Below are 18,693 nucleotides of genomic sequence, written 5' to 3'. Positions count from 1 at the left end.
AAGGAGAATGCTATGCTCTATGTGATTGGATTAGGTCCTGGGAAAGAGGAACTAATGTCTGGAGAAGCCCTCAAGGCTATCGAGGATTGTGAGATTATTGTTGGTTATTCGACCTATATGCGTTTGATTCTGCATTTGGTAGAAGGTAAGGAATTAGTGGCGACAGGTATGCGGAAAGAAATTGAACGCTGCCAAAAAGCGATTGATTTGGCTTTGGAAACAGGTAAGAATGTCGGTGTTGTATCCAGTGGTGATGCAGGCGTTTACGGCATGGCTGGCTTGATTTTAGAGCTGATTGGTGATGATTCTGATTTAGAAGTTAAGGTAATTCCAGGCATTACAGCTAGCTTGGGTGCTGCAGCAATTATGGGGGCTCCCTTGATGAATGACTTTTGTCATATCAGTCTGAGTGACTTAATGACTCCTATGCCTGTTATTGAAAAACGACTCCACGCAGCTGCACAGGGTGATTTTGTGATTTGTCTCTACAATCCACGTAGCAAGGGTCGGCCGGACCATCTGTCCAAAGCCCTTTCAATCATTGCGGAGTATAAATCACCAGATACCATTGTCGGCATCGGTAAGGATATTGGTCGAAAGAAAGAGGAGTATATCTTAACAACCATTAAAGACTTGGATGAGTCCTTGGTCGATATGACAACTATTGTTATCGTTGGAAATAAAGAAACCTATATCAAAAATGGTCGCATGGTCACTCCTAGAGGATACACTCTATGATGAAATTACTCTTGGGAGGAACCTCAGATAGCACAGAGATTTTGGCTCTGCTAAATGATCTAGATATCGAGGTAACAACATCGGTGGTGACAGATTATGGGAAACATCTGGCATCTAAATTCGGTCAACCAGTCATTCAGGGGCGTTTGACGGCAGAGGATATGGTCAGTTTTGTCCAAGAACACCAAGTGGATGAAATCATCGATGCCACTCACCCATTTGCTGATTTGGTTTCCAAGGAGGCTATGAGAGCAGCAGAGCTTGCTGGGATTTCTTACCTGCGGTATGAGCGGAAGGAAACGGGGGATTTGACGGGAGCCCTAGTGGTAAACTCTACAGAAGAAGCTATTTCTCTGATAAAAGAAAAAGGCTACTCTACTGTTTATTTGGGAACAGGAAGTAAGACCTTGCCCCTCTTTGTTAAGGGCTTACCTAATGTACGAATTGTGGCCCGTGTTCTTCCAACTTCTGAGGTTTTGCTGGCTTGCGAACGCTTGGGCATGGTCGCTGATCAGATTGATGCCATTAAGGCACCCTTTTCCAAGGAGTGCAACAAGGAATTGATTTTACGGTCCAAGGCTCAAGCCTTTGTCTCCAAAGAAAGTGGCAGTGTTGGTGGTATTCGTGAGAAAATCACAGGCTGTCAAGAATTGGGTGTCGATTGCATTATTATCGGCAGGCCTAAGGTGGACTATCCTAAGAAGGTGTCGTCCATAGAAGAATTAAAAGACTACATAGAAATAGTTCAAAACGAATGCCAAATAGTTTAACAATGAAAGGAGTTAGAATGACAGGATTTGTAAGTTTGTTGGGGGCGGGACCTGGTGACGTTGAACTGATAACGGTCAAGGGTGCTAGAAGATTGCGTGAAGCAGATGTTTTGGTTTATGACCGTCTAGTTAATCAGGACTTGTTTTCCTATCTATCAGACAAGTGTCAGCTGATTGATGTTGGAAAAAAACCAGGCATGCCTTGCATTCGCCAGGAAGAAATCGAGCGAATTCTCATTGAGAAAGCTAAGGAAAACAAACGTGTTGTCCGACTGAAAAGTGGAGATCCCTATATCTTCGGACGAGGTGGTGAGGAAGCACAAGCCTTGGTAGAGGCTGGAATTCCTTTTGAGATTGTTCCAGGAGTCACATCCGCTATTGCAGGAGCCACTTATGCAGGCATCCCAATGACTTTTAGGGATAAGGCGACCAGCTTCCATGTCTTTACAGGTCACCTGCAGGATGAAATGGAAAATCTGAATTGGGCAGCTATTAGTCAGCTCAAAGGTACCCTAGTCTTCTTAATGGGGATGAAAAATCTGTCGCTTATTACACAAGAACTTGTCAACAATGGTTTTTCCAAGGATACCCCTGTTGCTATTGTAGAATGGGCAACCCATCCAAGCCAACGTTCTATTGACGGTACCTTAGCTACCATTGAAGAATTAGCCCTGCAAGAGAATATGAAAGCTCCTTCTATCATCCTAGTAGGTGATGTGGTTTCGTTCAGGAAAGAATTAAATTTCTATGAACATCTTCCCTTGCATGGCAAGCGAATCTTTTTACAAGATTCTGCGACTGGGAAGTTACCAATCTACTTAAAAGATGATGGAGCGACCTTGGTTAAATTTCCAAGTCGTACACGGGTTAACAAGCTGGCCTTTGAACTACCAGATTGGTCACAAGTGGATGGAATGGTATTTTCTGATAGGCAGAGTTGGGAGCTGTTCTTAGCTCGATTGCGAGAAGAAGGGATTGATTTACGAAGTCTATCCCATGTTCAATTTGCAGCCATTGGTCACCATACTGCTAAGACACTGGAAGAAGCAGGGATTTTATTGGTAGCAAAAGGGATACAAAGTAAGGATCCGGTCATTAAGGATTTACTAGAAAAGACTGAGGACTCTTGGTATTTAGTGGCTCCAGAACACAAGCTGGCAGATTTAAGAAGCTTATATGACTTCCCTGTGCTGGTCACCCATAGTCTTGCATTTGATAAAGAATTAAGTCCTCAAGATTGGACGAATCTTGATTGTGTTTGCTTGCCAAATTCAGTTGCTGCGGCTAATTTTGTGACTCTCGTGGAGGAAACAGGGCTAGACCTTCAGGAACTGCCAATTATCGTTATGGGAGAAACAACACGTGATAAGCTGGTGGAAGCAGGCTATTCAAATATTATTGAAACGGACCAACCAACTATTCTAGCTGTTCGGGATAAATGCCGTGATATTTTAATAAAGGAGACTCTATGACAAAAGCTATATTATTGGTGAGTTTTGGAACAACTCATCCAGAAACCAGACAAAAAACGATTGGTGCCTGTGAATTGGCCATTAAAGACGCTTTTCCCCAGTATGCTGTTTATCAAGCCTTTACTTCCACAGTTGTTTTAAAACGCATAAAGGAAAATGAGGGACTGGACATTCCAACTGTTAAACAAGCTCTGGAACAAATGAAGGATGAGGGTATTCGAGAAGTTTACATTCAACCATTACACATTATTGCTGGATCTGAATTTGAAAAAATCTTGAATCAATCAAAAGAATTCCAATCCTATTTTGACATCATAAAAGTTGGTCAGCCCTTGCTCCACAGTGAAGACGACTATCAGCAAGTCAAGCAAGTACTGATTGACCAATATGGTCATTTTGGTGAACAGGCAGCTACTGTTTTAATGGGACATGGAAGCCAACATAATGCTTTTGTAGCCTATGCGGCTTTGGATCATATGTTGGCAGGGAGCTCAGTCCATATTGGTTGTGTAGAAAGCTATCCACCTGTTGAGCAGATTGAGGAGAAATTAAAATCTAAGGGAATCAAAGAAGTGCATTTAGCACCATTCATGCTTGTGGCGGGAGAACATGCAACCAATGATATGGTGTCAGACGATGAAGATTCGTGGAATACCTACTTTAGCCAACGCGGCTATGAAGTGATACCTCACTTAATTGGTTTAGGAGAATATGCAGCTATTCGGGATAGATATATTCAACACCTTAGTAAAATTATTGAATAGGAGTAGCTTATGGCGAGATTTTATGGAATCGGTATTGGACCTGGTGACAGCGAGTTAGTGACAGTAAAAGCCAGTCGTATCCTAGGAGAGCTTGATATTCTTTATACTCCCGAAGCCAAGAAAGGCACCAAAAGTTTAGCACTAGAAATTGCTAGTCCCTATGTTAGCGAAGACTTGACCATCAAGCAACGGCATTTTCCAATGGTGCGGGATAAGTCGCATAAAGAAAGTCAGTGGCTAGAAATCGCTGAGGAAATTGTTGCAGATGTTCGAGCAGGTAAGAATGTAGGCTTTATCACTCTCGGTGATCCCATGGTTTTCAGTACCTATAGTTATCTATTAGATATTATCGGAAACCGTATCGAAACCAAGACCATACCTGGAATAACATCTTATAACAGTATCGCTGCAGAAGCAGGCTTGCCCTTGGTCATGGATGAGGAATCCTTTGCAGTTGTTCCAGCGACTGCAGGTGTTCAACGCTTAGAGGCTGTATTAGCAACACATGAAACGGTTGTTATCATGAAGGTGGCCAATCATCTTGCTGAAGTGCTTCCCTTGTTAAAACAGTTTGATCTGCTTGAAAAAACGATTCTTGTTAGTCGTTCTAGTACAGAACAACAAGAGATTCGTCGTGGCATTGCCAATCTTTCTCAGGATGAAACATTATCCTATTTCTCAACTATGTTAGTCAAAAAACATTAAAAAATTAAAGGAGAATAACATGAAAAAGTTATTGAATCTTTTAGCACTTGTTGCTTTGCTGACCCTAGTTACAGCTACGCCAGTAGCAGCCATGCACATTATGGAAGGTTACCTACCACCTGCACATGCCTTGCTTTGGTTTGCTATCTTTGCACCCTTCTTCCTTTATGGATTGTTTCAACTAAAAAAATCGGTTCAGAGCAATCCTGAAAGCAAGGTTGGCTTGGCTTTGTCAGGTGCCTTTGTCTTTATTCTGTCAGCCCTGAAAATTCCATCTGTAACAGGTTCAACATCTCATCCAACAGGTGTCGGCTTTGGTACAGCTATGTTTGGTCCAAGTGTCATGGTAGTTTTAGGAACAATCTGTTTGCTTTTCCAAGCTCTTTTCTTGGCTCACGGTGGTTTGACAACTCTGGGAGCAAATGGATTTTCAATGGCAGTCGTAGGCCCATTTGTCGGTTACTTTGTCTATAAATTAGCTCTGTCTATGAAAGTCAATAAGCGCGTGGCTATTTTCCTCTGTGCCTTTGTAGCTGACTTGGCAACGTATTTAACTACTTCGCTACAATTATCATTGGCCTTTCCAGATGCACAAGCAGGTGTCGTTGGTGCTGCAATGAAATTTATGGGTGTCTTCATGGTTACACAGATTCCAATCGCTATCATTGAAGGTCTTTTGTCAGTAGTATTGTATAACTTGGTTGTAGCCAATGCTAAAAAAGAAGAAGTAGGGGTATTCTAAGATGAAAAAGCAAAATATTTTCTTGTTATTGACCTGTGTCTTAATTGCTGTCGGTGCCTTTTTCCTAGCACCTAAAGATGCTGAATTTGGTGGTTCGGATGGGGGAGCTGAAGTAGCCATTACAGAGGTTAATCCAGACTATGAACCATGGTTTGCTTCGATTTACGAACCAGCTAGTGGCGAAATTGAGAGTCTTCTCTTCACGCTTCAAGGTAGCATTGGTGTTGGTATTATTACCTATGTATTGGGTTATCATAAGGGAAAGAAATATGTTAATCATTGATCAATACGCCTACCAGAACAGACTGGTCGGGCTATCTCCCAAAGTAAAATTAGGGATTTACCTATTGTTGCTAGGAATTTCTTTTACAGGAATTCCTAGCCTACAATGGGCTATTATAGTGGCCGTATTTCCGGTGACTTGTTATGTAGCAAGGTTACATTGGAAAACCTATGCAAAATGGCTATTGTTAACCCTGCCTTTCGTTCTTATCAGTTTAGTAACCATGGCCGTGAGTTTTCAAGCATCTCCTTCGCAGGATGTCCTTCTCGCCTTGCCTTTGTGGAAGGGCTATGCAGTCATCAGCCAGGCCAGTCTAGTTCAAACCCTTGAGGTGTTTGTGAGAAGTTATGCTTGTTTGATGTCTACCTACTTTTTTGTTCTTACTGTACCATTTAGACAGTTGATTGACTTGCTAAGAAGTTTTCGTATTCCAAACGAATTATTGGAAGTTATTGTCTTTATGTATCGTTTTATCTTCATGTTTTTGGAAGAATTTCTCGTCATGCGGGATACACTTGATTTGAAATTTGGTTTTGGAACAATGAAACAGAGTTATCAAACCATGGGCTTATTAGCTAGTCAATTATTTACTAGATTGATGAGAGCAAATCGACAGATCAATGATATGTTAGAATTTCGCTTTGATCGTTAGGAGGTCATCATGCTGAGTGTGGAGAATATCAGTTATACCTATAATTTCGATTTTGGTAAGGTCCTAGAAGATGTGAGTATGGACTTTGACAAGGGGCAAATCGTCGGTGTCTTAGGAGCCAATGGTTCTGGTAAATCTACCTTGATGAAGGTCATCATGGGACTTTATCAGCCCCAAAATGGGAGGGTATTTTACCAAGAGAAACCGCTCGTTTATTCTAAAAAAGCATTATATGCCTATCGCCAAGAGGTCGGAATTGTTTTTCAAGACCCTGAACAACAATTGTTTTATTCAGTCGTGGAAGATGATGTGGCTCTTGCCCTTCGAAATCTTTCCTATCCTGAGCAAGAAATCAAGGAGCGGGTGGATAAGGCTTTAAAGGATATGCATATTGAACATCTGCGAAATCGGCCTGTTCACTATCTGAGCTATGGGCAGAAGAAAAAGGTTGCGATTGCAGGTGTCTTAGCCTTACAACCCAAGTACTTGTTGCTGGATGAGCCGACTGCAGGACTGGATCCGCGTGGTCGAGATCACATGATGATTTTGATGAAAAAGTTGGCCAAGCAAGGTACGAAGATAATCTTGACCAGTCACGATATGGATTTGATGTATGACTGTTGTGACTACGTTTATCTACTTGATAAGGGAAGATTGGTCTTGGAAGGAGATGTGGGCAGTGTCTTTTTAGAGAAGGAGACACTAGAGAAGGCGCGCCTATCTTTACCTTGGCTAGTTAAACTACATCTAGCAATGGGCCTTCCATTGGCAGAAAATGAACAGGTATTTTTTGAAAGGATTGGAAAAGACTATGGCAAAATCGTTGATGGTTCAAGGAACTGCATCTGATGCTGGTAAGAGTATTATCGTAGCGGGATTGTGTCGTATTTTTAAGCAGGATGGCCTGCGGGTTGTGCCCTTCAAATCACAGAATATGGCCCTGAATTCCTACATTACTAAAACAGGTCAGGAAATGGGACGGGCTCAGGTCTTTCAAGCAGAGGCTGCTCAGGTTGAACCAGATGTTCGCATGAATCCTGTTCTCCTCAAACCAACTTCTGACCGAAAATCCCAGGTTGTTTTCATGGGTCAGGTTTTGACCGATATGGATGCTGTTGAATATCACGAATTTAAGCAGGAACTGCTTCCTAAGATTAAGGATGTTTATGAGGAACTGAGTTCTGAAAATGATGTCATCCTTCTTGAAGGGGCAGGAAGTCCTGCTGAAATCAATTTGAACGACAGGGATATTGTCAATATGGGCATGGCGAGACTGGTGGATGCACCTGTTATCCTGGTTGCAGATATTGACAAGGGCGGTGTCTTTGCCTCGATTTATGGGACAATCATGCTCATGCCAGAGGAGGACCGCCAGCGGATCAAGGGAGTGATTATCAATAAATTCCGAGGGGATGTTGCCCTTCTTCAGTCAGGAATTGATATGATAGAAGAGTTGACAAAGGTTCCTGTCTTGGGTGTTGTCCCTTACGCTCAGCTCCATATTGACAGTGAGGATAGCGTGGCCCTTGTTCAGAAAAGTAGGAAATTCAATCTAGAAAAAGACCTGGATGTAGCGATTATCAACCTGAACAGGATGTCCAATTTTACAGATTTTAATAGTCTGGAAATGCATCCAGATGTATCTGTCCGCTATGTTGGATCCGCTGATGAGCTTGGCAGTCCAGATCTCTTGATTTTACCAGGAAGCAAGAATACCATTGAAGATATGGTCTATTTGGCAGAGTCAGGCTTGGATAAAGAGATCCATCGTTGTTTCCAAGAAGGAAGTGCTATTTTTGGCATCTGTGGTGGCTATCAGTTGCTGGGGCAAGAGCTCTCCGATCCTCTAGGGGTGGAATCGAGCATTGAGGATATGGCGGGGCTAGGTCTTCTGGAAACGACCACTATTTTCCGAGCCAACAAATGTACCACTCAAGTTCAGGCTAAGCAGGGAGATTACAGCTTAGAAGGTTATGAAATTCACATGGGGGAAACCCAGTTGGCTGACGGTGTTCAACCATTTTCAACTATTGTCTTGCAAAATGGAGAAGCGACGGACCGCCAGGACGGAGCCATTGGACATGGAGGTCAGGTTCAAGGAACCTATCTACATGGCATTTTCGACAATGTGGCCTGGACTCGTGACTACCTCAATCAACTGAGGATCAAAAAAGGTTTGCCTGCTCTCGACCAACAAGTAGAAACCATTCAGACCATGAAAGATAGAGAATACGATAAATTAGCAACTATTTTGAGAGAGTCGCTAGATATGACAGCTATCTATGACATCTTAGCTTGACCGTTAGGAAGGGAAAATGTATGCGAATTTATACAGGATATGGAGATAGAGGGAAAACCCGTCTTTATGGTGGTGACCGAGTTTCCAAGACCCATGAGCGCGTGGAAGCCTACGGGACTATGGATGAACTGTGTTCCCTGCTTGGAAGAATTGTTGCGGAGATGAGAGAATACGTAGAACTGGACGACCTTCGACTAGAGTGTGAGCAAATCCAGCAGCAGCTTTTTGATTGTGGCAGCGACCTAGCTACACCAAGGGAATTGCGGCCCTACAAGCAGGAAGAAGCTACTGTGAATTGGCTGGAAGAACGTATGGATGCCTATATGCACCAGCCACCGCAGTTGGAGAAGTTCATCATACCAGGTGGGCATTTGATTGCCAGTTCTTTTCATATGGCAAGGACGCTAACTCGACGATTGGAACGTCGGATGGTAGCCTTAATGGAGATAGAAGAAAAAGTAAATCCAGTCGGTCTTGTCTATATTAACCGTTTATCAGACTACTTTTTTGTCCTAGCTCGCCTGGTTAATTTTAGACTAGGGATTGCTGATACAGTCTATGAACGCAGCTCTAAGATTTTTCGAAGTCGGAAAAAGGAGGCATGATTATGTACCCTGTTATGATCAACATAAATGGAAAAAAAGTAGTTGTGATAGGTGGGGGAAAGGTTGCTTCCCGAAAAATTAAGGGCTTGCTAGATCAAGGAGCTTTGGTGACTGTCATCAGTCCAGACCTGCATTCCAGTATTGATGCGACGCAGGTGAACTGGCTTGCTAGACCCTATCAAAAAGGAGACTTAGAGGGGGCAAGATTAGCCTTTGCCTGTACCGACCAAGCCAGTGTCAATCTGCAGGTAATGGCGGATGCTGGACCTAGTCAGCTGGTCAACAATACAGGTGACAAGAACCATTCAGATTTTTATAATGTAGCAATGGCCAAGGGAAAAAATTGTTCAGTCATGATTTCAACAAATGGTGCTTCAGCTGCCTATTCAAAAGCTATACGTCAGAAAATCGAAGCACTATTAGAAGACTTAGAATGAAAAAGGTTAGTATGTTATGGACCTATTATATGTTGGATTGACCCATCAAAATACACCGTTTAGTTTGCTGGAGAGGGCACATTTTTCCGACGAGGAAGTGGACCAGGCCTTAGAGGCACTGAACCAAGAGAAAAGTATTTTTGAAACGGTCATTGTATCGACCTGTAATCGAACCGAGCTGTATCTAGTGGTGGACCAGCTCCATACCGGACGCTATTATGCTAAACGCTTTTTACTGAACTGGTTCCAGCTAGAAGCGGAGGAAGTGGAACCTTGTCTAATCTTCAAAGAAGCCAATCAGGTCTTAGAACACCTGCTCAGAGTGTCCATTGGCCTGGAATCGAAGATTTTAGGGGAAACTCAAATTCTAGGTCAGTTGAAACGGGCCTTTGCCCGAGCTCAGACAGTAGGAACGACTGGTGTCATCTTAAATCAAGTCTTTAAGCAGGTCATGACCTTTGCCAAACGAATGCATGAAGAGTACCGCATCAATGCTCGGCCTATTTCCATAGGATTAACAGCAGTGCAACTGTTGGAACAGACTGATTTTGACTATTCTGGAAAAAGGGTAGCGGTTATCGGCCTGGGTGAAATCGGCCAACTTGTGACCAAGTATTTGCTGAAAAAGCCTTTTGAACAAGTCCGTTTGGTCAATCGAACAGTTTCCAAGGCCCAGCATTTTCTGCAGGACCAACGTGTCCAGGCTTTTGGATGGGATCAGCTTGAAGCGGCAGTTGCGGATGCGGATGTCATTTTCTCAGCTGTAAAAGTAGGAGGCTACATTCTCTTTCCGCCTATGTTGAAAGAAAGTGTCATTGCCTTCGACCTTTGCCTGCCAAGGACTATTCACCCAAGTGAGCAGATGACCCTTTACACCATTGAGAATCTCAGCAATCAACTAGAAGTCTATCATGAAGAACGGAGAGAGATTGCTGAACAGATTGTTTTGGAAATAGAAGGAGAGTTGGTCAAATACCAAGCCTGGCAAGCTCAGTTGGGAATTGTGCCTCTCATCCGTGAACTGAGGGAGAAAGCCTTGCAAATTCATGCTACATCCCTAGAAAGTATCAATCGGAAGATACCAAATTTGACCGAGAGGGAACAGAAACAAATTTCTAAACACATGAAAGGAATTGTCAATCAGTTGATTCGAGAGCCCATTTTACAACTCAAGGAAATGTCTGTTGGAGAAAGGTCTGACTACGACATTGCCTTGGTCTGTAAACTGTTTGGCTTACAAGCAGATAGACTAGGAGAAGACGATGACAGTAATTAGAGTAGGGACCCGCCAAAGCCAACTAGCACTGACTCAGACCAATATGGTTGTAGATGCCCTTAAGACCTTGCATCCTGATCTTGCGTTTGAACTGGTTCCTTATAAAACGACAGGGGACAAGCTAGTCCATGTCAGCCTCCAAAAAATTGGTGGAAAAGGCGTTTTTGTCAAGGATATTGAAAAGGCATTGGTGGAAAAAGAGATTGATATCGCAGTTCATAGCTTGAAAGATGTTCCGGGGTTACTAGCTGAGGGATGTGTCATTGGAGCCAGTCCGGAGCGTGAGGATGTGCGTGACTGTTTGATTTTCAAAGAAGCTGGTATGACCTTGACTAGCTTGCCAGCTGGATCAATAGTGGGGACCAGCAGTCTCCGCCGTCAAGTTCAGCTCGAGGCTGTTCGGCCTGACTTGGTCTACAAGTCCCTGCGTGGAAATATCGATAGCCGTATCCAAAAGGTCCGTGACGGCCAGTACGATGCCATTGTCTTAGCAGTTGCGGGGATCAATCGGCTTGGCTGGACCCGCCAGGCTGACTTGGACATCGAATATTTGGATGAATCCATTTGTCTTCCTGCCGTTGCCCAGGCAGCTCTGGGAATCGAATGTCGGGCGGATGACCAGCAAGTTTTGGACATCTTATCCAGTATAAACCATCCTGAGACCGCCATCTGTGCCGGCATTGAGCGGGAATTTTTACGAGGAATGGGGGCTGATTGTACCTTCCCAATCGCTGCCCTGGCCAGACAAGTTGGAGCCGACTATCAGTTAGAGGTCATGCTAGCAGATAGCGAGAAGAACTGCCACCGCATCAGCCTATCTGGTCATGACGGCTTCCAGTTGGCCAAGGAGGCCGTGGAGAAATTAAATCAGCTAGGGGTTGAGCCAGCAAGATGACAGCAACGATTGTAGTAACAAGAGATGGGACCATAGATTTGGACCTGCAAGCAGCTTTGGAAAATGCGGGCTTTCAGCTAGCAACTGTTCCCCTAATAGCTTTTCAGGCCCATCCTCTTCCTCAGCAAGTCCAGCAAGAGTTGGAAAAGGCTGATTGGCTGTTCTGCACCAGTGCAACAGCCTTTGAGTGCTTCCTGCCCCATCTTCCATCTTCTATACAGATTGCCAGTATTGGTGAGCAGACCAGTCGTTCCATAAGGGAAGTAGGACGGTCAGTGACTTTTGAGTCTACTAGCCAGTATGGAAAAGATTTTGTAGCGGAGTGGTTGGCACTTGGCTTAGAAAGGCAAAAGATTTTGTTTCCGCAAAGTCACTTGGCCAATCCTATCATAGCAGAAGGTTTGAGGCAGGAGGGGCATGCTGTGCTGGCTTGGGAGATGTATGATACGGTTGCCAATCAGGCAGGTCAGGATCAGCTTGCTACCTATTTGGAATTGGATAGGGTACTGTGGACCTTTGCCAGTCCATCTGCCTGGCACAGTTTTACAGAGGTAATCAAAAAGCTTCCTGTCAGCCATAAAATAGCAGTCATTGGAAAAACAACAGCCCAAGCGGTGATGGAATCTGGTTATGAGGTAGACCTCATGCCAGACAAGCCTTCTATCACAGCCATGCTAGAAACCATCATGGATAAGGAGAAACGATATGGTATTTTTTAGACACAGACGTCTGAGAAGGACAGAAGGGATTCGTGATCTAGTCAGGGAAACCCAGCTACTGACCACAGACTTGATTTATCCTATCTTTGTGAAAGAAGGTCTTGATGACAAGCAGGAAGTAGCTTCCATGCCAGGAGTTTATCAATTCCCCCTGCATCAGTTAGTCGATGAAGTAGCAGAAGTTGAAAAATTAGGGTTAAAGAGTATCATACTTTTTGGCATTCCCAAGGAAAAAGATGAGATTGGTAGCCAGGCCTCCTGTGAAACAGGCATTGTTCAGGAAGCGATTGGCCTGATAAAGAAGCACTTCCCTCAGCTTGTCGTGATTGCAGATACCTGCTTGTGTGAATTTACCAGTCATGGACATTGTGGGGTGTTAAAAGGTCAGGAGGTGGACAATGACGCATCCTTGCCCCGCTTGGTAGAAGTTGCCCTGAGTCAAGCAAGGGCTGGTGCGGATATCATTGCTCCGTCCAATGCCATGGACGGCTATGTCGAAGCTATCCGTCAGGGACTGGATCAGGCTGGTTTTGAAGACATTCCCATCATGTCTTATGCCATTAAGTTTGCCTCTAGCTTTTATGGACCGTTTCGTGACGCTGGCGAAAGTGCTCCAAGGTTTGGCAATCGGAAGACCTACCAAATGGATCCTGCTAATCGCTTAGAAGCCTTGAGAGAGGCCCAGAGCGATGAGAAAGAAGGTGCTGACTTCCTCATGGTCAAGCCAGGTCTAGCCTTCTTGGACATTCTACGAGAATTAAGGCAGCAAACTAAGCTTCCCCTAGTTGCTTACAATGTCAGTGGAGAATATGCCATGGTCAAGGCTGCAGCTCAAAATGGATGGATTGATGAGAAGGCAGTTATCCTTGAAACCTTGACAGGCTTTAAACGTGCGGGTGCAGACTTGATCATCACCTACTTCGCAAAAGATGTAGCCCGCTATTTGAAAGAGGAAGGATAAGATGATGCAGACTCAACAATCTAAGCTCGCATTCGAACAAGCCCAAACGGTTTTTCCAGGTGGGGTCAATAGTCCAGTTCGAGCCTTTAAGGCCGTAGAGGGCAGTCCAGTATTTATTGATAAGGCCAAGGGTGCTTATCTCTACGATGTGGATGGAAATCGCTACATCGACTACGTTCTATCCTGGGGACCAATGATTTTAGGTCATGCAGAAGATCGGGTCATTGAAGCGGTCAAGTCAGCCGTGGAATGTGGCACCAGTTTCGGAGCACCAAGTCCCTTGGAAACTCGCTTAGGCCAGCACCTGCAGGAGAGAATTCCCTATCTGGAACGGCTGAGAATGGTCAGTTCGGGGACGGAAGCTACCATGAGTGCTATTCGCTTGGCACGTGGAGTGACCCAGAGGGATAAAATCGTCAAGTTTGTTGGCTGTTACCATGGACACAGTGATTCCTTCCTCGTACAAGCAGGGTCTGGGGTTGCCACCTTTGGCTTACCAAATTCTCCTGGAGTGACAGAAGCAACTGCTCAGGATACTCTTACTCTTCCCTATAATGATAAGGCTAGTCTTCAGGCCTGTTTTGAAGAGATGGGTTCAGAAATTGCCTGCGTCATTATCGAAGCTGTGGCAGGAAATATGGGACTGATTCCAGCAGAGCAGGACTTTATCCAAGCTATTCGTGACCTCACAAGCCAATATGGTGCCTTGTTTATTATCGATGAGGTGATGACAGGCTTTAGGGCCAGCTATACTGGAGCTACGGGCTTGTATGGTGTGGAGCCAGACTTGTTGTGCTTTGGTAAGGTTGTTGGCGGTGGCTTCCCAATGGCACTATTTGGAGGTAAGAAGAAGTATATGGACTATATCGCTCCCATGGGGGCAGTCTATCAGGCAGGTACCTTGTCAGGAAATCCGATTGCTATGACAGCTGGCTATGAAACCTTGGCGTCCTTGACACCGGATATCTTTAAGGACATGGAGGCACGAACCGATCAGCTTTGCCTAGGTTTGAAAGAACTGGCTGTCAAGTACCAGATTCCCCTCCAGGTTGTACAGGTTGGTACCATGTTTGGATTTTTCTTTAACGAGCGGCCTGTTCGGAATTTTGAAGATTCCAAGGCCAGCGACCAAGAAGTCTTTGCCCGTGTCCATGCAGGTTTACTCAAACAAGGGATTTACCTAGCACCTTCCCAGTATGAATCAAATTTCATGTCCGCAGCGCATACCAAGGAAGATATTGAGCAGACCTTGCAGGCCTTTGATACTGTTTTTGGAGAAATATATGGGTAAAATTGTCTTGGTAACTGGAGGAGCTCGAAGTGGCAAATCGCAGTTCACAGAAGAGCAAATCTGGGAGAAAGAGCGAGTATGTTATATAGCGACAGGAATGAGTTCAGGCACCGACAGTGAATGGCAGGAGCGGGTCCGGCTGCACCAAGAACGCCGCCCAGCTTCTTGGACAACCCATGAGCAGTTTGCAGATCTTGGATCCTGGTTGAAAGACCAAACCTACGACTACTATTTGCTGGACTGTGCTACCATGCTGACGACTAATCTCCTCTTTCAGCTGGTTGAAACCTATTTCCCTGAGAAAATAGCTATGGAGGATACTAACTTTCTCAGCAAGGAAGAACAGGCCTTTATCAGTCGACAGATTCAGGCTCAATGGCAGGCTATCCTACTTGCTCATGGGGTAATGGATAGTCAGCTCTACATTGTCACCAACGAAATTGGACTGGGCATCGTTCCAGATACCAAGTTGGGACGGTATTTTAGAGATCTACTTGGAAAGGTGAATCAGTTCTTAGCGAAGGAGGCGAGTGAGGTTTATCTGGTGTTTTGTGGCCTTGCTCAACGCTTAAAATGATACATGCACTGATTATTTACACACAATTTTTTAGCCGAATTCCCATCAACAAGGAAGTGGATATTGCTCATATCCAAAAAGGAGTTCCCTATCTGACCCTATTTGGACTTTTACTAGGGAGTATTACAGGCCTGTTTTACTACCTAGCTCAAATGGTCTTACCAGGCATTGTTGCTTGGTGCCTTAGTTTTCTCTTTGATGTCTTGCTGACAGGAGGATTTCACTTAGACGGCTTGGCAGATACTGCAGACGGACTCTTTTCATCCAGGAAAAAGGAGAGAATGTTGGAAATCATGAAGGACAGCCGTATTGGTAGCAATGGTGTTCTGGCCTTGATTCTCTACTATGCTTTGATGTTGGTGGCCTATCCTTATCTTCCTGAGCCAGGCTGGTTTATCGTGGCGGCCCTGTCCATGATTGGAAAGGCAGGACTAGCCCTGCAGCTCTATCAGATGCGCTATGCACGGGCTGAGGGGGGGACAGGCAACTTTTTCTCAGGGACGACAGGTGGCCAAATCGTTCTGTCTCAGGTCTTGCCGCTAGCCAGTCTAATGTATGTCTTTAGCTACAAAGGTTTACTTGCCTACGGCCTTATCTTACTTGGCTCGCAGGTCTATCGCCGGTTTGTCTACCAAAAAATTGACGGCCACACTGGTGATACCTTAGGAGCCTTTGTCGAAGTGGCTCAACTCCTATTTATTATTGGGTTAATCATATGAAAATCTACCTCATGCGTCACGGTGAAACCGATTTGAACAAAAAACGCTGTTTTTACGGAAGCTTGGATGTTTCCATCAATCAAAGAGGGAAAGAGCAGGCTCTAGTCTTGGAAAATCAGATGCGAGATATTCCTATTGACAAGGTCTATGTCAGCTTTTTAAGACGTAGCCAGGAAACAGCCCAGCTTGTCTTTCCTATACATCATTCAATCCCCTTAAAAAACATGGATGAAAAAGGTTTTGGACTGTGGGAAGGCCTGACTGCCGATCAGATTCAGGAACAATTTCCGCTGGAATGGGAGGCCTGGTTGGCAGCGCCATTTACCTACAGACCACCGGAAGCGGAAGCCTTTAGAGACTTTCAAGACCGGGTTTGGACTGAAACGGACAGATTGGTCAATGAACATCTACAGTCACTGGCCCTTGTTGCTCACTTAGGTGTTCTAAGGTTGATTTACCAGCGTTTAGTAGATCCATCAGCCCTATTTTGGGATATTGATTTTCCCCAAGGAACTGTGACAGTGGTAGAAAAAGAAGGAACAAATGTTACTGCATATCTTTTAGGAAAAGAGGTTGTAGATGATAAAAACAATTCATGACTCTGTACAGCTGACAGATCAGTTGTACACTAGAAATCGAGTGGTGCTGGCTCCCATGACCCTCAGTGTCTGTCAGTCGGGAGGCTATGTATCGCAAGATGATATTGACTTTTACACTCGTCGTGCTGGCCAAGTGGGCATGGTCATTACTGGCAGTGCCTATGTGCATACGCAAGGGCAGGCATTCAGAGATAGTTTCAGCGTAGCAGAAGATGATAAGATTGAAGGGTTAGCTCGCCTGGCTCAAGCCATCAAGGACCAAGGGGCTTTAGCAGTCTTACAAATCTATCATGGAGGCCGCATGGTTCCCCCAGTTTTAATTGAAGGAAAACCAGTAGCTCCTAGTGCTATTATTGGTTCTCATGGTCATGTGGTAGAACCTCGTTCTCTTAAGCATTTGGAAGTAGATGAGATATTACAGGCCTTTCTTGATGCAACGAGAAGGGCCATCAAAGCAGGTTTTGATGGAGTGGAGTTACATGGGGCCAATACTTACTTAATCCAGCAATTCCTTTCTCCCCATTCCAATCGACGACAGGATAAGTGGGGAGGTAGTTTGAATAACCGTATGCGGTTTGCCAAGACCTTGGTTAAGCAGGTCAAAAAACTAGTCAAGGAAGAAGCAGATAGACCGTTTTTGGTTGGCTACCGTTTCTCCCCAGAAGAGATTGAAGATCCAGGTATTGAATTATGGGATAGTTTGCAGCTGATAGAGCAGCTGATAGCAATGGGGGTAGACTATCTTCATCTCTCCTTAAGTCATGTTTTCCGACCTTCCCTGCGAAATCCTGATGCATTAGAGCCTATCATTCACTCCGTCATAAAAAAAATCAATGGACGAGTGCCCCTGATTGCAGTTGGTGGGATTCAGACCTGTCAAGATGTGGAAGAGATTCTAGCAGAAGACATCCCACTCTTCTCTGTTGGTAAGGCCATGTTACTAGATCCCGACTGGCCAATCAAGGTTTCTCAAGGACGGGAGTATGACATCATTACCCGCTATCGAGATGAACTGCAAGAAGAGTTGAAACTCCCGACAGCATTTGTCAATTCCTTGCGGGATTATTTAGAGGGAAAATAGTGATGTTTAAGAATGAGGTATCATGTGTGATGGAAATGCTGAACAGTAGATACCTATTCTTACAATAAAGGAGTAAAAGGTGAAAAAAACATTTGAGACACGTAAGCTATATTTTGGCTTTCCGGTATTCTTTTTGGGTTACAAAGATGATATTCATGGATACAATATAACAACCTCAAGTTCTGCTTATTCTTTAGGCAGTATGATGGTGATTGGCATGAGGACAAAGGGAAATGCAGTGACTGAAATCAGCAAACATGGTCACTTTACTGTCAATATTCCAAGAGAAGAGCTGATTGAGGAAGTGGAACTTGCTGGTTTTAATAGCCGTAAAGATAAATTTTCCTTAACTGGTTTGACCTACACAGTTGGTGAAACAGTTGATGCTCCTTTGGTAAATGAATGCCCAATTTCTATTGAGTGCGAAGTTGTTGAACTTGTAGAATGTGGTAAGTTGACCAACATTATCGGAAAAGTAACGCGCAGAGTAGTAGAAGAAGACTTGCTTGATGAGCATGGTGATTTTAAGGGCAGTGAATTTTCACCTATCAGCTATATCGGTGATGGTTCAGGTCGACACTATCGTTACTATAATGAAAAATCCTTACGAATGGGAACTCTGATTAAAAAACGAAGAGAAGCGGAAGGGAAGTCTGATTAGCCAAAATAAACCACCCTTCATTTCAAGGGTGGTTTGTCGTTTATGTTAAGAAAGCATTTATACATCCTTGTATAGTCTGTTAAGCATCATTGATTAACTGTGGCTTTCCCGATTATCGGCCCTGCTTCGTTGCAGTAAGGTAGTTTTTCTACCTTTAGAAAATGAAAGGTACTTAAACGTAGAGCCAATAATGGAAAATACCGCAGTAGATGCGCTATCCAAACTGACATCACACCTTACATCGAGGCGTGAGATCTACTAAAATTTGAAACCAAAGACCTGACTTAAAGCAAAGCTTATCACAGTGGCGGGACCGCGTTGGATTTGCACCAAACTTCCATGTTTTCAAAAGTACTAAAATCAATTCCTAGCATCATTATTATAACTTATCTCCACCAGTTTGACAACTAATTTGTATCAAAATGAGGACTCTATTATAAACCCTCT

General features: G+C 44.1%; 22 protein-coding genes and 1 riboswitch. All 22 genes read left to right on the top strand.

Annotation, left to right across the window (positions count from 1 at the left end):
* The first annotated feature begins 12 nt into the window (after nt 1-12).
* The 22 genes from cobJ (at nt 13) to C1E58_RS01795 (ending at nt 18,246) form a co-directional block, all read left to right on the top strand.
* Nucleotides 13-738 carry a precorrin-3B C(17)-methyltransferase gene (cobJ, locus tag C1E58_RS01900; protein ID WP_105106638.1) on the top strand — a complete coding sequence of 242 codons (726 nt, stop codon included), beginning with the start codon at nt 13-15 and terminating at the stop codon, nt 736-738.
* A complete protein-coding gene (gene cobK / locus C1E58_RS01895) occupies nt 735-1,508 on the top strand; it encodes a precorrin-6A reductase (protein ID WP_105124922.1) in 774 nt (257 codons plus the stop codon). Before cobJ ends, cobK begins: the two co-directional genes overlap by 4 nt.
* A gap of 17 nt (nt 1,509-1,525) precedes the next feature.
* The gene (gene cobA / locus C1E58_RS01890) at nt 1,526-2,980 is read left to right on the top strand and encodes a uroporphyrinogen-III C-methyltransferase (protein WP_105209142.1); all 1,455 of its coding nucleotides are present in this window, start codon (nt 1,526-1,528) and stop codon (nt 2,978-2,980) included.
* On the top strand, nt 2,977-3,744 hold the full coding sequence (locus C1E58_RS01885; RefSeq protein WP_105124920.1) for a sirohydrochlorin cobaltochelatase: 768 nt from the start codon (nt 2,977-2,979) through the stop codon (nt 3,742-3,744). Before cobA ends, C1E58_RS01885 begins: the two co-directional genes overlap by 4 nt.
* 9 nt (nt 3,745-3,753) lie before the next feature.
* Nucleotides 3,754-4,449: a cobalt-factor II C(20)-methyltransferase gene (locus C1E58_RS01880; RefSeq protein WP_105124919.1), complete on the top strand. Its 696-nt coding sequence runs from the start codon at nt 3,754-3,756 to the stop codon at nt 4,447-4,449.
* Nucleotides 4,450-4,468: 19 nt separating this feature from the next.
* Nucleotides 4,469-5,191, top strand: a complete 723-nt coding sequence (locus C1E58_RS01875) for an energy-coupling factor ABC transporter permease (protein WP_105209141.1) — start codon at nt 4,469-4,471, stop codon at nt 5,189-5,191.
* Nucleotide 5,192: 1 nt separating this feature from the next.
* Complete coding sequence (locus C1E58_RS01870) at nt 5,193-5,474, top strand: energy-coupling factor ABC transporter substrate-binding protein (RefSeq protein ID WP_105116866.1); 282 nt, start codon at nt 5,193-5,195, stop codon at nt 5,472-5,474.
* Entirely contained in the window at nt 5,461-6,126 is a 666-nt protein-coding gene (cbiQ, locus tag C1E58_RS01865) for a cobalt ECF transporter T component CbiQ (protein WP_105116865.1), read from the top strand. The genes C1E58_RS01870 and cbiQ overlap by 14 nt, the downstream gene beginning before the upstream one ends.
* A 9-nt stretch (nt 6,127-6,135) precedes the next feature.
* A complete protein-coding gene (locus C1E58_RS01860) occupies nt 6,136-6,975 on the top strand; it encodes an energy-coupling factor ABC transporter ATP-binding protein (RefSeq protein WP_105124917.1) in 840 nt (279 codons plus the stop codon).
* Nucleotides 6,938-8,425, top strand: coding sequence for a cobyric acid synthase (locus C1E58_RS01855; protein WP_105124916.1), 1,488 nt, complete (start codon nt 6,938-6,940; stop codon nt 8,423-8,425). The genes C1E58_RS01860 and C1E58_RS01855 overlap by 38 nt, the downstream gene beginning before the upstream one ends.
* 20 nt (nt 8,426-8,445) lie before the next feature.
* Nucleotides 8,446-9,030 (top strand): cob(I)yrinic acid a,c-diamide adenosyltransferase, encoded by a 585-nt coding sequence (locus tag C1E58_RS01850; protein WP_105209140.1) that lies wholly within the window; start codon nt 8,446-8,448, stop codon nt 9,028-9,030.
* A gap of 2 nt (nt 9,031-9,032) precedes the next feature.
* Nucleotides 9,033-9,467 (top strand): precorrin-2 dehydrogenase/sirohydrochlorin ferrochelatase family protein, encoded by a 435-nt coding sequence (locus tag C1E58_RS01845; protein ID WP_105209139.1) that lies wholly within the window; start codon nt 9,033-9,035, stop codon nt 9,465-9,467.
* 16 nt (nt 9,468-9,483) lie between these two features.
* A complete protein-coding gene (gene hemA, locus C1E58_RS01840) occupies nt 9,484-10,743 on the top strand; it encodes a glutamyl-tRNA reductase (RefSeq protein ID WP_105209138.1) in 1,260 nt (419 codons plus the stop codon).
* Nucleotides 10,730-11,638 carry a hydroxymethylbilane synthase gene (hemC, locus tag C1E58_RS01835; protein ID WP_105209137.1) on the top strand — a complete coding sequence of 303 codons (909 nt, stop codon included), beginning with the start codon at nt 10,730-10,732 and terminating at the stop codon, nt 11,636-11,638. Before hemA ends, hemC begins: the two co-directional genes overlap by 14 nt.
* Nucleotides 11,635-12,357: a uroporphyrinogen-III synthase gene (locus C1E58_RS01830; RefSeq protein ID WP_105209136.1), complete on the top strand. Its 723-nt coding sequence runs from the start codon at nt 11,635-11,637 to the stop codon at nt 12,355-12,357. Before hemC ends, C1E58_RS01830 begins: the two co-directional genes overlap by 4 nt.
* Complete coding sequence (gene hemB / locus C1E58_RS01825) at nt 12,344-13,318, top strand: porphobilinogen synthase (RefSeq protein WP_105209135.1); 975 nt, start codon at nt 12,344-12,346, stop codon at nt 13,316-13,318. The genes C1E58_RS01830 and hemB overlap by 14 nt, the downstream gene beginning before the upstream one ends.
* 4 nt (nt 13,319-13,322) lie before the next feature.
* On the top strand, nt 13,323-14,609 hold the full coding sequence (hemL, locus tag C1E58_RS01820; RefSeq protein WP_105209219.1) for a glutamate-1-semialdehyde 2,1-aminomutase: 1,287 nt from the start codon (nt 13,323-13,325) through the stop codon (nt 14,607-14,609).
* Nucleotides 14,602-15,186: a bifunctional adenosylcobinamide kinase/adenosylcobinamide-phosphate guanylyltransferase gene (gene cobU / locus C1E58_RS01815; protein ID WP_105209134.1), complete on the top strand. Its 585-nt coding sequence runs from the start codon at nt 14,602-14,604 to the stop codon at nt 15,184-15,186. The genes hemL and cobU overlap by 8 nt, the downstream gene beginning before the upstream one ends.
* Nucleotides 15,183-15,905, top strand: a complete 723-nt coding sequence (gene cobS, locus C1E58_RS01810) for an adenosylcobinamide-GDP ribazoletransferase (RefSeq protein ID WP_105209133.1) — start codon at nt 15,183-15,185, stop codon at nt 15,903-15,905. The genes cobU and cobS overlap by 4 nt, the downstream gene beginning before the upstream one ends.
* Nucleotides 15,902-16,504: a histidine phosphatase family protein gene (locus C1E58_RS01805; protein WP_105209132.1), complete on the top strand. Its 603-nt coding sequence runs from the start codon at nt 15,902-15,904 to the stop codon at nt 16,502-16,504. The genes cobS and C1E58_RS01805 overlap by 4 nt, the downstream gene beginning before the upstream one ends.
* A complete protein-coding gene (locus tag C1E58_RS01800) occupies nt 16,485-17,585 on the top strand; it encodes an NADH-dependent flavin oxidoreductase (protein ID WP_105209131.1) in 1,101 nt (366 codons plus the stop codon). The genes C1E58_RS01805 and C1E58_RS01800 overlap by 20 nt, the downstream gene beginning before the upstream one ends.
* A 79-nt stretch (nt 17,586-17,664) precedes the next feature.
* Entirely contained in the window at nt 17,665-18,246 is a 582-nt protein-coding gene (locus tag C1E58_RS01795) for a flavin reductase family protein (RefSeq protein WP_105209130.1), read from the top strand.
* A 221-nt stretch (nt 18,247-18,467) separates the two neighbouring features.
* A riboswitch (adenosylcobalamin (AdoCbl) riboswitch) is annotated at nt 18,468-18,612 on the bottom strand.
* Nucleotides 18,613-18,693 lie beyond the last annotated feature (81 nt).

The organism is Streptococcus suis (assembly GCF_002964575.1).
GTDB classification, from domain to species: Bacteria; Bacillota; Bacilli; order Lactobacillales; family Streptococcaceae; genus Streptococcus; species Streptococcus suis_R.
Note: the sequence above shows the minus strand (reverse complement) of the source record. Positions and strands in the feature narration are given on the sequence as shown.

Coding starts and splice junctions, on each gene's coding strand:
- cobK (WP_105124922.1), top strand. CDS start 735: ATGATGAAATTACTCTTGGGAGGAACCTCAGATAGCACAGAGATTTTG.
- C1E58_RS01855 (WP_105124916.1), top strand. CDS start 6,938: ATGGCAAAATCGTTGATGGTTCAAGGAACTGCATCTGATGCTGGTAAG.
- hemL (WP_105209219.1), top strand. CDS start 13,323: ATGCAGACTCAACAATCTAAGCTCGCATTCGAACAAGCCCAAACGGTT.
- hemB (WP_105209135.1), top strand. CDS start 12,344: ATGGTATTTTTTAGACACAGACGTCTGAGAAGGACAGAAGGGATTCGT.
- C1E58_RS01830 (WP_105209136.1), top strand. CDS start 11,635: ATGACAGCAACGATTGTAGTAACAAGAGATGGGACCATAGATTTGGAC.
- cbiQ (WP_105116865.1), top strand. CDS start 5,461: ATGTTAATCATTGATCAATACGCCTACCAGAACAGACTGGTCGGGCTA.
- cobA (WP_105209142.1), top strand. CDS start 1,526: ATGACAGGATTTGTAAGTTTGTTGGGGGCGGGACCTGGTGACGTTGAA.
- C1E58_RS01845 (WP_105209139.1), top strand. CDS start 9,033: ATGTACCCTGTTATGATCAACATAAATGGAAAAAAAGTAGTTGTGATA.
- C1E58_RS01875 (WP_105209141.1), top strand. CDS start 4,469: ATGAAAAAGTTATTGAATCTTTTAGCACTTGTTGCTTTGCTGACCCTA.
- C1E58_RS01870 (WP_105116866.1), top strand. CDS start 5,193: ATGAAAAAGCAAAATATTTTCTTGTTATTGACCTGTGTCTTAATTGCT.
- C1E58_RS01860 (WP_105124917.1), top strand. CDS start 6,136: ATGCTGAGTGTGGAGAATATCAGTTATACCTATAATTTCGATTTTGGT.
- cobU (WP_105209134.1), top strand. CDS start 14,602: ATGGGTAAAATTGTCTTGGTAACTGGAGGAGCTCGAAGTGGCAAATCG.
- hemA (WP_105209138.1), top strand. CDS start 9,484: ATGGACCTATTATATGTTGGATTGACCCATCAAAATACACCGTTTAGT.
- C1E58_RS01880 (WP_105124919.1), top strand. CDS start 3,754: ATGGCGAGATTTTATGGAATCGGTATTGGACCTGGTGACAGCGAGTTA.
- cobJ (WP_105106638.1), top strand. CDS start 13: ATGCTCTATGTGATTGGATTAGGTCCTGGGAAAGAGGAACTAATGTCT.
- cobS (WP_105209133.1), top strand. CDS start 15,183: ATGATACATGCACTGATTATTTACACACAATTTTTTAGCCGAATTCCC.
- hemC (WP_105209137.1), top strand. CDS start 10,730: ATGACAGTAATTAGAGTAGGGACCCGCCAAAGCCAACTAGCACTGACT.
- C1E58_RS01850 (WP_105209140.1), top strand. CDS start 8,446: ATGCGAATTTATACAGGATATGGAGATAGAGGGAAAACCCGTCTTTAT.
- C1E58_RS01885 (WP_105124920.1), top strand. CDS start 2,977: ATGACAAAAGCTATATTATTGGTGAGTTTTGGAACAACTCATCCAGAA.
- C1E58_RS01805 (WP_105209132.1), top strand. CDS start 15,902: ATGAAAATCTACCTCATGCGTCACGGTGAAACCGATTTGAACAAAAAA.
- C1E58_RS01800 (WP_105209131.1), top strand. CDS start 16,485: ATGATAAAAACAATTCATGACTCTGTACAGCTGACAGATCAGTTGTAC.